Origin of the sequence: Streptomyces qinglanensis (assembly GCF_900111245.1) — a bacterium.
In the GTDB taxonomy this organism is placed as follows: Bacteria; Actinomycetota; Actinomycetes; order Streptomycetales; family Streptomycetaceae; genus Streptomyces; species Streptomyces qinglanensis.
Window position 1 is genome coordinate 167015 of record NZ_FOGO01000010.1, and the last position, 13089, is coordinate 180103.

Annotated in this window: 11 protein-coding genes; 9 read left to right on the forward strand and 2 right to left on the reverse strand. The window is 72.6% G+C overall.

Features of this window, described 5'->3' with window-relative positions:
- The first annotated feature begins 73 nt into the window (after nucleotides 1-73).
- From BMX65_RS21130 to BMX65_RS21145, 4 genes are all read left to right on the forward strand, one after another.
- A complete protein-coding gene (locus tag BMX65_RS21130) occupies nucleotides 74-718 on the forward strand; it encodes an AIM24 family protein (RefSeq protein WP_075001922.1) in 645 nt (214 codons plus the stop codon).
- Entirely contained in the window at nucleotides 718-1368 is a 651-nt protein-coding gene (locus BMX65_RS21135; RefSeq protein ID WP_075001923.1) for an AIM24 family protein, read from the forward strand. The genes BMX65_RS21130 and BMX65_RS21135 overlap by 1 nt, the downstream gene beginning before the upstream one ends.
- The gene (locus BMX65_RS21140; RefSeq protein ID WP_075001924.1) at nucleotides 1368-2171 is read left to right on the forward strand and encodes an AIM24 family protein; all 804 of its coding nucleotides are present in this window, start codon (nucleotides 1368-1370) and stop codon (nucleotides 2169-2171) included. The genes BMX65_RS21135 and BMX65_RS21140 overlap by 1 nt, the downstream gene beginning before the upstream one ends.
- Nucleotides 2172-2252: 81 nt before the next feature.
- Nucleotides 2253-2729 carry a MarR family winged helix-turn-helix transcriptional regulator gene (locus BMX65_RS21145; RefSeq protein ID WP_075001925.1) on the forward strand — a complete coding sequence of 159 codons (477 nt, stop codon included), beginning with the start codon at nucleotides 2253-2255 and terminating at the stop codon, nucleotides 2727-2729.
- 95 nt (nucleotides 2730-2824) lie between these two features.
- On the opposite strand, the gene meaB is transcribed toward BMX65_RS21145, so the two are convergent.
- Nucleotides 2825-3781 carry a methylmalonyl Co-A mutase-associated GTPase MeaB gene (gene meaB, locus BMX65_RS21150; protein WP_075001926.1) on the reverse strand — a complete coding sequence of 319 codons (957 nt, stop codon included), beginning with the start codon at nucleotides 3779-3781 and terminating at the stop codon, nucleotides 2825-2827.
- 201 nt (nucleotides 3782-3982) lie between these two features.
- On the reverse strand, nucleotides 3983-5182 hold the full coding sequence (locus BMX65_RS21155; protein WP_075001927.1) for an acetyl-CoA C-acetyltransferase: 1200 nt from the start codon (nucleotides 5180-5182) through the stop codon (nucleotides 3983-3985).
- A gap of 136 nt (nucleotides 5183-5318) precedes the next feature.
- Here BMX65_RS21155 and mce point away from each other — a divergent pair, with 136 nt between their 5' ends.
- The 5 genes from mce (at nucleotide 5319) to BMX65_RS21180 (ending at nucleotide 13084) form a co-directional block, all read left to right on the forward strand.
- Nucleotides 5319-5759, forward strand: a complete 441-nt coding sequence (mce, locus tag BMX65_RS21160; RefSeq protein ID WP_075001928.1) for a methylmalonyl-CoA epimerase — start codon at nucleotides 5319-5321, stop codon at nucleotides 5757-5759.
- 392 nt (nucleotides 5760-6151) lie between these two features.
- Nucleotides 6152-9940: a polarized growth protein Scy gene (gene scy / locus BMX65_RS21165; protein ID WP_075001929.1), complete on the forward strand. Its 3789-nt coding sequence runs from the start codon at nucleotides 6152-6154 to the stop codon at nucleotides 9938-9940.
- A 125-nt stretch (nucleotides 9941-10065) separates the two neighbouring features.
- Nucleotides 10066-11019 carry a coiled-coil domain-containing protein gene (locus tag BMX65_RS21170; protein ID WP_075001930.1) on the forward strand — a complete coding sequence of 318 codons (954 nt, stop codon included), beginning with the start codon at nucleotides 10066-10068 and terminating at the stop codon, nucleotides 11017-11019.
- 254 nt (nucleotides 11020-11273) lie between these two features.
- Nucleotides 11274-12317 (forward strand): ABC transporter ATP-binding protein, encoded by a 1044-nt coding sequence (locus BMX65_RS21175; RefSeq protein WP_075001931.1) that lies wholly within the window; start codon nucleotides 11274-11276, stop codon nucleotides 12315-12317.
- The gene (locus BMX65_RS21180) at nucleotides 12314-13084 is read left to right on the forward strand and encodes an ABC transporter permease (protein WP_075001932.1); all 771 of its coding nucleotides are present in this window, start codon (nucleotides 12314-12316) and stop codon (nucleotides 13082-13084) included. The genes BMX65_RS21175 and BMX65_RS21180 overlap by 4 nt, the downstream gene beginning before the upstream one ends.
- Nucleotides 13085-13089: the final 5 nt, after the last annotated feature.

A 13089-nucleotide genomic window follows, 5' to 3' on the forward strand; every position in this document is an offset into this window, starting at 1 on the left:
GTGAAGGAACGCACAAGCTCTTCCATTGTGGCAGCCCTGCAATGGATCTCGGGCCGCAGGGTAGGTTCGTCGCGTGGCTCAGTTCCGACTCGACGGCACCAAGGTGCTGGCCGTCACGCTCGAGGGCGGCGGCGACGCGGTCAAGGCGAAGAACGGCTCGATGGTCGCCTACGACGGCGAGATGGCGTTCAAGAAGTTGAGCGGCGGCGGCGAGGGCGTGCGTGGCATGGTCACGCGCCGGCTCACCGGCGAGCAGATGACGGTGATGGAGGTGAAGGGCCGGGGCACCTGCTACTTCGCCGACCGGGCCTGCGACATCAACCTCGTCCGGCTGAACGGCGAGAAGCTGCACGTCGAGGCGAGCAACCTGCTGTGCACGGACAGTGGTCTGCGCACCGGTACCAGCTTCACCGGACTGCGCGGGGCCTCCCAGGGCAACGGGCTGTTCACCACCTCCGTCGAGGGCACCGGCCAGGCGGCGCTGATGTCGGCAGGCCCCGCGGTGCTGCTGCGGGTCACTCCGCAGACCCCGCTCCAGGTCGACCCGGGCGCCTATGTCGCACACCAAGGGGATCTGCGGCAGAGCTTCCAGTCCGGGGTGAACTTCCGCACGCTGATGGGCGAGGGCTCCGGCGAGGCGTTCCAGGTCCGGTTCGAGGGCACGGGGCTGGTGTACGTGCAGCCGAGCGAGCGCAACACGCTGGGAGGGGACGTCTGATGCCGTTCCGGGAGTTGTCCGGCAAGCTGGTGGAGGCCCGTGTCGTCCCCGGGCAGCGGATGTTCAGCCAGCGCGGCGCGATGGTCGGCTACCGGGGCGAGGTCTCCTTCACGCCCAACATCCAGGGCGGCCAGGGCGGTGTGATGTCGATGATCGGCCGCCGGGTGGCGGGCGAGGCCGCGCCGCTGATGACCGTGGAGGGCGACGGCACCGTGATGTTCGGCCACGGCGGCCACCACATCCAGGTGATCGACCTCGACGGCGACACGCTGTGCGTCGAGTCGGACCGCCTCCTCGCCTTCGACGGCACCCTGCGGCAGGGCACCCTCTTCCTCGGCAGGGACGGCGGGGTGATGGGCATGGTGCGCGGCCAGGTCTCCGGGCAGGGCCTGTTCACCACCACGCTCTCCGGGCAGGGCTCGGCGGCCGTGATGGCGCACGGCGGCATCGTCCAGCTCCCCATCGCCCCCGGCCGCCCCGTCCATGTGGATCCCCAGGCGTATGTGGCGCACTTCGGCGACGTACGCAACAAGCTGTCCTCGGCGCTGGGCTGGCGGGACATGGTGGGGCGCGGCTCGGGCGAGGCGTTCCAGCTCGAACTGTCCGGCAGCGGCGCCGTCTTCGTGCAGGCCAGTGAGGAGAAGCTGTGATGTCCCAGCCGCCGCAGGGGGGCGCCCCGCAGGACTACCAGGTGTACGACGCGGCGTCGCTGCCCGCGAACGACAACGTCAACCCCTACGCCTTCTGCGTCGAGCTGGACGGCCAGTGGTTCCTGCAGAAGGGGAAGATGATCGCCTACTACGGGCAGATCGACTTCCACGGGATCGGGCACGGACCGCTGGACGGACTCGTCGCGAGCAGCTTCCACTCCCCGCTGCACGCCGCGGACTGGGTCGTCGCCCAGGGGCGCGGCAAACTGCTGCTGGCCGACCGCGCCTTCGACATCAACTCCTACGACCTGGAGGACGGCAATCTGACCGTCCGGTCCGGCAACCTGCTCGCCTTCGACCCGTCCCTCTCGCTGAAGCAGTCGATCATCCCGGGCTTCCTCACCCTGATCGGCACCGGCTCCTTCGTGGCCGCCTCGAACGGGGAGGTGCACTTCGTGGAGCCACCGGTGCGGGTCGATCCGCAGGCACTGGTCGGCTGGGCGGACTGCCCTTCGCCGTGCCACCACTACGACCACCGGTACCTCAAGGGCGTCATGGGCGGGTTGCGCGCCATGACGGGGGTGGGCGGCGCCTCCGGCGAGGAGCACCAGTTCGAGTTCGTCGGAGCGGGCACCGTGCTGATCCAGTCGTCCGAGGTGCTCATGGACGAGCGCGACACGGGCGGCGTCCCGCAGCAGGCCGGGGTACCCGGCGGCCAGGGCGGCGACAGCGGCCACGGCGGGCAGCAGGGGCCGCAGCTACCGGGCCAGTTCGGCAGTCTCCAGCGCCGTCTGGGGCTCTGAACAGCCGTCCGGCAACGCTGCGGAGCGCAGATACCACGCGGCGTAAGCACGCCTGTACGAGCGTGGGTAGAGTCTCACGGTATGGACACCGATGACGGCACCCGTTGGCTCACCGAGGACGAGCAGCGCGCCTGGCGCACCCACCTCGACGTCGGCAGGCTGCTCAGCTATCAGCTCGAGCGCGATCTGCAACCGTTCGGGTTGACCCTCAACGACTACGAGATACTCGTGAATCTCTCGGAGTCGCCCGAGCACCGCTTGCGGATGACCGACCTGGCCACAGCGACGCTCCAGTCCAAGAGCCGGCTGTCGCACCAGATCACCAGGATGGAGAAGGCCGGGCTGGTGCGGCGGGAGTCCTGCGAGTCGGACAAGAGAGGGCTGTTCGCGGTGCTCACCGAGCACGGCTGGGAGACCATGCGCACGGTGGCACCGCACCATGTCGCCTCGGTGCGGCGCCACTTCATCGACGGGGTCTCCCCCTCGGACCTCGCCCATCTGGAGCGCATCCTGCGCCCCATGGCGGAGAAGCTCCGCACCGAGCGGGGCCGCGTGTAGCGCTCCCGCACCTGCCGGCCCCACTCCCGGGGGCGTCGTCGGGAACCGGGTGGACGCGGAAGGACGACGACCGCTCCGTCGTCCTGGTCCGGGCCTCACCCCTCGGTGACGCCCTCGACCAGCTCGTCGGCCGCGGTGTAGGGGTCCAGCGTCCCCTCGACCACCCGCGCGGCCAGCGCGTCGAGCCGCTTGCCGCCCCGCAGCTCGCCGATGCGGCGGCGCAGCGCGGTGACCGCGATGGTCTCGATCTCCTTCGCGGCACGTGCCGCGCGGCGCTCGGCCAGCACGCCGCGCTCCTCCATCCAGCCGCGGTGCTTGTCCAGGGCCGCGACCATCTCCTCCAGCCCCTCGCCGCGCGCGGCCACGGTCCTGACCACCGGCGGCCGCCAGTCGCCGGGGCTGCGGGCCTCGCCCAGCCCGAGCATGTGGTTGAGTTCGCGGACGGTGGCGTCGGCGCCGTCCCGGTCGGCCTTGTTGACGACGTAGACGTCGCCGATCTCCAGGATTCCGGCCTTCGCCGCCTGGATGCCGTCGCCCATGCCGGGCGCGAGCAGCACCACGCTGGTGTCCGCCTGCGCCGCGATCTCGACCTCGGACTGCCCGACACCGACGGTCTCGACCAGGATCACGTCGCAGCCCGCCGCGTCCAGCATCCGGATCGCCTGCGGGGCCGCCCAGGCCAGGCCGCCCAGGTGGCCGCGGGTGGCCATGGACCGGATGTAGACGCCCGGGTCGGAGGCATGCTCCCCCATCCGCACCCGGTCCCCCAGCAGGGCGCCGCCGGAGAACGGCGAGGACGGGTCGACGGCCAGCACGCCCACCCGCCTGCCCTGCGCGCGGTACGCGGTGACCAGCGCGGAGGTGGTGGTGGACTTGCCGACGCCGGGCGACCCCGTCAGGCCGACCACATAGGCGTTGCCGCAGTGGGGCGCGACGGCCGCCATGGCCTCGCGAAGCTGCGGGGAGGCTCCCTCGACGAGGGAGATCAGCCGCGCCACGGCCCGCGGCGCGCCCTCCCGGGCCGCCGCCACCAGCGCTGCGACATCCGCCATGTCAAACCGCTCCGTTCTGGGCTGTCACCGTCTGTCCGTTCCTCCTACCCGGTTGCGGCGGGATCTCCGCTCCGGACCCGGGCCGTCCCGCCGCATCCTGCTGCAGCCCGCTGCGACCCGCCACCGGCGGACGGAGGGCACCCGCCGGGGCGACCGCCCGGCCCGGGAACGACTTCCCGGGCCCCGGCGGGAGAGCCGCCGTCAGGGGACGCGGATCAGCAGGGCGTCGCCCTGTCCGCCACCCCCGCAGAGGGCCGCGGCGCCCAGCCCGCCCCCGCGCCGCTTCAACTCCAGCGCGAGGTGGAGGACCAGGCGCGCCCCGGACATCCCGATGGGGTGCCCCAGGGCGATGGCACCGCCGTTCACGTTCACCTTTTCGGGGCCGATTTCCAGGTCCTTCATGGACTGGTACGCGACGGCCGCGAACGCCTCGTTGATCTCGACCAGGTCGAGGTCGGCGACCGCGTGCCCCGCCTTCTTCAGCGCGTGCTGAATGGCGTTCGAGGGCTGCGACTGGAGCGAGTTGTCCGGCCCGGCGACGTTGCCGTGTGCACCGATCTCGGCGATCCACTCCACACCGAGCTCCTCGGCCTTCGCCTTGCTCATCACCACGACCGCCGCGGCGCCGTCGGAGATCTGGGAGGCGGAACCGGCGGTGATCGTGCCGTCCTTGGCGAACGCGGGCCGCAGCTTGCCCAGCGACTCGGCGGTGGAGTCGCCCCGGATGCCCTCGTCCTCGGAGAAGAGCACCGGGTCGCCCTTGCGCTGCGGGATCTCCACGGGGGTGATCTCCGCCTGGAAGAGCCCGTCGCGCTGCGCGGCGGCGGCCCGCTGGTGGGAGCGGGCGGCGATCTCGTCCTGCACCTCGCGCGGGATGCCCAGGCGGGTGTTGTGCTTCTCGGTGGAGGCGCCCATGGCCACGCCGTCGAAGGAGTCCGTCAGGCCGTCGTGCGCCATGGAGTCGAGCACCTCGAGGGAGCCGTACTTGTAGCCCTCGCGGGACTTGGGCATCAGGTGCGGGGCGTTGGTCATCGACTCCTGGCCGCCCGCGACGACGACGTCGAACTCGCCCGCGCGCACCAGTTGGTCGGCGAGCGCGATGGCGTCGAGCCCGGAGAGGCACACCTTGTTCACGGTCAGTGCCGGGACGTTCATCGGGATGCCGGCCTTGACCGCGGCCTGGCGCGCCGGGATCTGCCCGGCCCCGGCCTGCAGGACCTGGCCCATGATCACGTACTCGACCTGGTCGCCGCCGATTCCCGCCCGCTCCAGGGCCGCCTTGATGGCGAAGCCGCCCAAGTCCGCCCCCGAGAAGGACTTCAGCGAACCGAGCAGCCGCCCCATGGGCGTGCGGGCTCCGGAGACGATCACGGATGTGGTGCTGCTGGGGGTGGGAGTCATGTGAAGTTCCCTTCCGGGGGGAAGTTAACGAGGGTTACCACTCAAGATACTGAGCGGTACCACCCGCGGTCACCGGTCGATGAGTGTGACCGTGCGCACGTTGCGTAACCGCGCGGAGAGCGCTGCACTGTTCCCCATGCTGACGCGTATCGACCACATCGGAATCGCCTGCCGGGACCTGGAGGCCACCGTCGACTTCTACTCTCGCACCTACGGCTTCCAGGTGTTCCACACCGAGGTCAACCAGGAGCAGGGCGTCCGCGAGGCCATGCTGCGGATCAACGGCACGGACGACGGCGGCGCCTCCTACCTGCAGCTCCTGGAGCCCATCCGGGAGGACTCGGCGGTCGCCAAGTGGCTGGCCAAGAACGGCGAGGGCGTCCACCACATCGCGTTCGGCACCGCGGACGTGGACGGCGAGGCGGAGGCCATCCGCGACAAGGGCGTCCGCGTGCTGTACGACGAGCCCCGCAGGGGCAGCATGGACTCGCGGATCACGTTCCTGCACCCCAAGGACTGCCACGGGGTGCTCACCGAACTGGTCACCGCGGCGGCGCCCGGCGACGGGGAGCACTGAGTCCCGGACCGCCACGGGCACCGGACCCCCGGTCCGGCGGGGCACCGCGCGCCGTCCGGGCGACGGCGCGGCCCGCGCCCCGAGGGACCGGCACACCCTGATCGCCCACCTCGCCCGTCGATCCGGTCACACTCCGCCATGCCCGGCGCACCGCCCCCGTACCCCCTGGACCACTGCAGCACCAACGGACCACTGACGTCGGCTTCCAGGCCCGGTAGAGTGGCCCTTCGGCCGGGGCGGGCCCTCCCCACCCGTACGGAGATCTCCGGGCTGGGGGCTCGGTCCACGTTCCGCCGATGATCTGACACCATTTCCGGAAGACGTGTCTATTCAAGTCCGGGAGAGGGCTCGGGTCATCTCCACGACTACCAGGGGACGGATGGGACCGCGCAGTGCGGGGCTACGACCGCTACGAGGCTGACGATCACCTCTCGCAGTTCGAGGCCGAGATGGAGCGGCTGAAGAAGGAGCGGGAGAAGGCCGTCGAGCATGCCGACGACCTCGGCTACCAGGTCGAAGTGCTGCGCGCCAAGCTGCACGAGGCGCGCCGCGCCCTGGCCACGCGCCCGGCGGGGTACGACAATCTCTCCCATCAGGCCGAGCAGTTGCTGCGCAACGCCCAGCTCCAGGCCGACCAGATGCGCGCCGACGCCGAGCGGGAGCTGCGCGAGGCGCGCGCCCAGACCCAGCGGGTGCTCCAGGAGCAGGCCGAGCAGCAGGCGCGGCTGGAGGCCGAGCTGCACGCCGAGGCGGTACGCCGCCGCCAGCAGCTCGACCAGGAGCTGGCCGACCGCCGCGCGACGGTCGAGACCCACGTCAACGAGAACGTGGCCTGGGCCGAGCAGCTCCGCTCCCGCACCGAGCAGCAGGCCCGCCGGCTCATGGAGGAGACCCGCGCCGAGTCCGAGCAGGCGCTCTCCCAGGCGCGCGCCGAGGCGCAGCGGCTGACCGAGGAGTCGCGGCAGCGGCTGACCACCGAGGCCGAGCAGGCCCGCAGCGAGGCCGAAGCGGTCCTGCGGCGGGCCCGCGCCGACGCCGAGCGGCTGCTGACCGCCGCCTCCACCCAGGCGCAGGAGGCCACCGACCACGCCGAGCAGCTCCGCAGCTCCACCGCGGGAGAGGTGGAGAGCAGCCGCCGCGAGTCCGCCGAGCTGATGCGCGGCGCCGAGGAGCGGATGCGGGAGGCCGAGGAGGCCCTGCGCGAGGCCCGGGAGCAGGCCGCCGAGAAGCTCCAGGAGGCCGAGGAGGAGGCGGGCAAGCGGCTCAGCGACTCCGAGTCGGTGAACGAGCAGCGCACCCGCACCGCCAAGGCGGAGGTGGCCCGGCTCGTCGGCCAGGCCACCAAGGACGCCGAGGCCATCACCGCCGAGGCGGAGCAGGTCCGCGAGGATGCCCGGGCCGAGGGCGAGCGGCTGATCGCCGAGGCCCGCGAGAAGGCCCGCACCACCACCGCCGAGGAGTCCGCGAACCAGCTCGCCGAGGCGGCCCGCACGGCCGAGGACGTCCTCAACCGCGCCTCGGAGGAGGCTCAGGCCACCACGAAGTCGGCCGCCGAGGAGGCGGAGCGGCTGCGCCGGGAGGCCGAGGAGGAGGCCGACCGGCTGCGCGCCGAGGCGCACGACGTGGCCGCGGAGCTCAAGGGCGCCGCCAAGGACGACACCAAGGAGTACCGGGCCAAGACGGTCGAGCTCCAGGAGGAGGCCCGCAGGCTGCGCGGCGAGGCCGAGCAACTGCGCGCCGAGGCGGTCGAGGAGGGCGAGAAGATCCGCGGCGAGGCCCGCCGCGACGCCGTCCAGCAGATCGAGGAGGCCGCCAACCGGGCCGAGGAGCTGCTGGGCAAGGCCAAGGCCGATGCCGAGGAGACCCGCACGGACGCCGCCACGGAGAGCGAGCGCGTGCGCACGGAGGCGATCGAGCGGGCCACGGCGCTGCGCACGCAGGCCGAGGAGGCGCTGGAGCGGGCCCGTACGGAGGCCGAGCAGACCCGCACCGAGGCCGAGGAGCACGCCGAGCAGGCGCGCACCGAGGCGGACGAGGCCGCCCGGCGCGCCCGCGAGGAGGCCGAGGAGGCGGTCCGCGAGCGGAAGGCCGAGACCGAGGCGGAGCTGACCCGGCTGCGCGAGGAGGCCGAGGCCAGGCTGGCGGAGGCCGAGTCCGGGCTCGCCGAGGCCCGCACCGAGGCCGAACGGCTGCGCGAGGAGGCCAGGGCCGAGTCCGAGCGGCTGCGCAGCGAGGCGGCGGAGCGGGTGCGCACGCTGCGCGAGCAGGCCGAGGAGGAGGCGGAGCGGCTGCGCACCGAGGCCGCTTCGGACGCCTCGCAGGCTCGTGCCGAAGGCGAGTCGGTCGCCGTCCAGCTACGCAGCGAGGCGACGGCGGAGGCCGAGCGGCTGCGCGAGGAGGCCAGGACGACGGCCGACCGGGTGCGCGCCGAAGCGGACGCGGCGGCCGAGCGGACGAACGCGGAGGCCGCCGAGGCGCTGGGCGCGGCCCAGGAGGAGGCCGCCCGGCGCCGGCGCGAGGCCGAGGAACTGCTGACCTCCGCCCGCGAGGAGGCACACCAGGAGCGCACGGCGGCCCGCGAGCAGAGCGAGGAGCTGCTGGCGGCGGCCCGCAAGCGGGTGGCCGAGGCGCAGGAGGAGGCCGAGCGGCTGACGGAGGAGGCCGAGCGGCGCGCGGCCGAACTCGTCGCGTCGGCCGAGGAGACGGCCCAGCAGGTGCGCGACTCGGTCGCGGGTCTGCGCGAGGAGGCCGAGGAGGAGATCGCCGGGCTGCGCTCGGCGGCCGAGCTCGCGGCGCAGACGCTGCGCCGCGAGGCGCAGGAGGAGGCCGACGCCGCCAAGGCGCTGGCCGAGCGGACGGTCTCGGAGGCGGCCGAGGAGGCGGAGCGCACCCGTGCCGACGCGCAGCGCGGCAGCGAGGAGTCCCGCGCGGAGGCCGACCGGCTGCTGGACGAGGCGCGCGAGGAGGCCGCGAAGAAGCGCGCCGAGGCCGCCGAACAGGCCGACCAGCTCCTCGCCGAGGCCCGGCAGGAGGCGGACCGCGCGCGCGGCGAGGCGGAGCAGTACAGCGCGGAGACCCGCACCGGCGCGGACCAGTACAGCGCCGAGACCCGCACCGGCGCCGACCAGTACAGCCAGGAGACCCGCGCCGAGGCCGAGCGGGTCGGCGGCGAGCTGCGGGCGGAGGCGGAGCAGTTCAGCGAGGAGACGCATGCCGCGGCGGAGCGGATCGCCGAGGAGTCCCGCGCGGAGGCCGACCGGCTGCTGGACGAGACGCGCGAGGAGGCCGCGAAGAAGCGCGCCGAGGCCGCCGAACAGGCCGACCAGCTCCTCGCCAAGGCCCAGGAGGAGGCCCTGCGCACGCAGGCCACCGCCGAGGAGCAGGCGGACTCCATGGTCGGCGCCGCGCGCGGGGAGTCCGACCGGCTGGTGACCGAGGCGCAGGCCGAGGGCCGGGAGCTGGTCGAGAAGGCCCGCTCGGACGCGGACACCATGCTGGAGGAGGCGCGCAGCGACTCCGGGGCGATCCGCGAGCGCGCCGAGGAGCTGCGCACCCGCGTCGAGGCGGAGGTCGAGGAGCTGCACGAGCGGGCCCGCCGGGAGGCCGCCGAGGCGATGCAGTCGGCGGGCGAGCGGTGCGACAAGCTGGTTGCGGCCGCCGAGGAGCAGCTCGCCGAGGCACGGAAGAAGGCCGAGGAGGTGCGTGCGGACGCCGATGCCGAGGCGGGCAAGGTGCGCATCGCCGCCGTCCGGAAGGCCGAGGGGCTGCTGAAGGAGGCCGAGCAGCGGAAGGCCGCCATGCTCCAGGAAGCCGAGCGGATGCGGGAGGAAGCCTCGGAGGAGGCCCGGCACACGGTCGAGACGGGGCAGCAGGAGCTGGATGTGCTGATGCGCCGCCAGGAGGACATCAACGCGGAGATCTCCCGGGTGCAGGACGTGCTGGAGGCGCTGGAGTCGTTCGAGACGCCGGGGGCGGCGTCAGCGGCCGGAGCGGACTCCGGGCCGGAGTCCGAGGAGGATTCCGCTTCCGGCTCCGGCGGCGGCTCCGGGTCGGGGCGCGGCGCGGGGGCCGGCGCGGGATCCGGCCGGAAGAGTGGACGTGACACCGGCGCAAAGGGTGGTGTGACAGCGGGCGTTGGCGCTGGTACAACTCGTTCGAGTGGCAAGAGTTCGGAGAGTTAGCCACTCGAACGAGGGCACATTCTCCAGATCAAACCCGCATAAGCTCGATGACACGCCGCTTCGGCCCCTAGGATTCCCTCTATCACTCCCCCGTCTGATAACCCGTCTGACTCGACAGGAACCCCATGAGCGACACTTCCTCCCCCTTCGGCTTCGAGCTCGTGCGGCGTGGCTACGACCGCGGGCAGGTGGACGACCGCATCACGAAGCTCGTCGCCGACCGTGACAGCGCCCTGGCCCGTATCACCTCTCTGGAAAAGCGCATCGAGGAGCTGCACCTCGAAACGCAGAATGCCCAGGCTCAGGTCAACGACTCGGAGCCGTCGTACGCCGGGCTGGGCGCCCGTGTCGAGAAGATCCTCCGGCTCGCGGAGGAAGAGGCCAAGGACCTGCGTGAGGAGGCCCGCCGCGCCGCCGAGCAGCACCGCGAACTCGCCGAGAGCGCCGCCCAGCAGGTGCGCAACGACGCCGAGGCGTTCGCCGCCGAGCGCAAGGCGAAGGCCGAGGAAGAGGGCTCGGGCATCGTCGACAAGGCGAAGACCGAGGCCGCCGCGCTGCGCAGCGAGGCCGAGAAGGACGCCCAGTCCAAGCGCGAGGAAGCCGACTCGCTCTTCGAGGACACCCGCGCCAAGGCGGCGCAGGCCGCCGCGGACTTCGAGACGAACCTCGCCAAGCGGCGCGAGCAGTCCGAGCGCGACCTCGCCTCCCGGCAGGCCAAGGCCGAGAAGCGGCTGGCCGAGATCGAGCACCGCGCCGAGCAGCTCCGCCTGGAGGCCGAGAAGCTGCGCACGGACGCGGAGCGGCGCGCCCGGCAGACCGTCGAGACCGCGCAGCGCCAGGCCGAGGACATCGTGGCCGACGCCAACGCGAAGGCCGACCGGGTGCGCAGCGAGTCCGAGCGCGAGCTGGCGGCCCTCACCAACCGCCGCGACAGCATCAACGCGCAGCTCACCAACGTGCGCGAGATGCTGGCCACGCTCACCGGCGCGGCCGTGGCGGCCGCGGGCCAGCCCGGCGCCGAGGAAGCCACCGACGAGGAGGCCGCGGGCCGCTCGGTGCCGGCTCAGCAGTCCCGCTGAGCAACCGCGCCGGAGACACCGTCCTCCGCCGCGTCCGCCGTACGACGCGCCCGTACACCGTTCCCGCCGCGCGGGGCCGATGGGGTTCCAGCAGCCCCACCGGCCCCGCGCGGCGTGTCCATGCGTAGGTGTACGTACGACACACCGCGCACCGCCGATCGACCGCATCGGAACGATGCGTTTCGCGTGTGCGGGTGATGTGCGGATAATGCACACGAGTGGCGGGAGCGAGGACCGGCCCTTAGCGTCGAAGAATGATCGAGTTGCGGGATCTCACCAAGAGATACGGTGACAAGCTGGCCGTCGACGGACTCAGTTTCACCGTACGTCCCGGTACGGTCACCGGATTCCTGGGCCCGAACGGCGCGGGCAAGTCGACGACCATGCGCATGGTGCTGGGGCTCGACGAGCCGACGCGGGGCGACGTCCGGATCGAGGGGAAGCGCTACGCGGAGTTGCGCGAGCCGCTGCACAGCATCGGCGCGCTGCTGGAGGCCAAGGGCGTCCACGGCGGGCGCCGGGCCCACGACCACCTGCTGTGCCTGGCGCAGTCCAACGGGATTCCCGAGCGCCGGGTCGGCGAGGCGCTGGAGATGGTGGGCCTGCAGGACGTGGCGCGCAAGCGGCCCAAGGGGTTCTCCCTGGGCATGGGGCAGCGGCTGGGCATCGCGGCGGCGCTGCTGGGCGACCCGCGCATCCTGATGTTCGACGAGCCCGTCAACGGCCTGGATCCGGAGGGCATCCACTGGATCCGTACGCTGATGCAGCAACTGGCCCGGGAGGGCCGGACGGTGTTCGTCTCCAGCCATCTGATGAGCGAGATGGCCCAGACCGCCGAGCATCTGGTCGTCATCGGGCAGGGCAAGCTGCTGGCGGACACCTCGATGTCGCAGTTCATCGCCGAGAACTCCCGCACGCACGTCCGGGTGCGCACCCCGGAGCCGGAGCGGATGCGGGACCTTCTCACCGAGGCCGGGCTGCGCCCGGTGCCGGGTGCGGAGGGCGCCCTGGAGGTGGACGACGGGGACGCGCCCCGGATCGGCGAACTGGCCGCCGCCCACGGCGTGGTGCTGCACGAGCTGAGCACCCAGCGGGCCTCCCTGGAGGAGGCGTTCATGCGGCTGACGGCCCAGAGCGTCGAGTACCACGCCGCCGCACCCGGCGGCACGCACGCGCCGCCGGTGCCGCAGGAGGGGACGGCGCCGCATCCGGGCGGCCCACAGAGCCCTCCGGGCGCGGCCCAGCCGCCTCCGGCGTGGGGCGAGGACTGGCAGGACCGGAAGGGGCGCCGAGGATGAGCCACAGCACGCGGGTACTCAAGTCCGAGTGGACCAAGGTCCGCTCCGTCCGCTCCACCGTATGGACCCTGGCCACCGCGCTCCTCGTCTCGGTCGGCCTCGGCGCCCTGATCTGCGGGGTGACCGCGTCCACCTTCGACGACATGTCCAGCTCGGAGCAGGTGACGTTCGACGCCACCTACACCAGCTTCGCCGGAATGGGCATCGGGCAGCTCGCGATGATCGCGTTCGGCGTGCTGATCGTCTCGGCCGAGTACAGCACCGGTATGATCCGCAACTCGCTGGCCGCGGTTCCGCAGCGGGGCACGTTCCTGTGGAGCAAGGTGCTGATCGCCGGGGCATTGGTCCTCGTCGTCGGGATGGTCACCAGCTTCTGCGCGTTCTTCCTCGGCCAGGCGCTGCTCGGCTCGCACGGGGTGGGCATCGGCGACGAGGGCGTGCTGCGCGCCGTGGTCGGCGGCGGCATCTACATGGCGCTGATCGCGATGTTCGCCGTGGGGATCACCTTCGTGCTGCGCAGCCCGCTGCTGGCGTTCGCGATCCTGATGCCGTTCTTCTTCCTGATCTCGAACATCCTGGGCAACGTCGAGGCGACCAAGAAGGTCGGCCAGTACCTCCCGGACCAGGCGGGGACGACGGTGATGGCCGTGGTGCCGGACACCCTGAACCGGCCGTACGGCCCCTGGGAGGGGCTGCTGATCATGGTGGCCTGGACGGCGGCCGCGCTGCTGGCGGGCTTCTTCGTCCTCAAGAAGCGCGACGCCTGAACCCC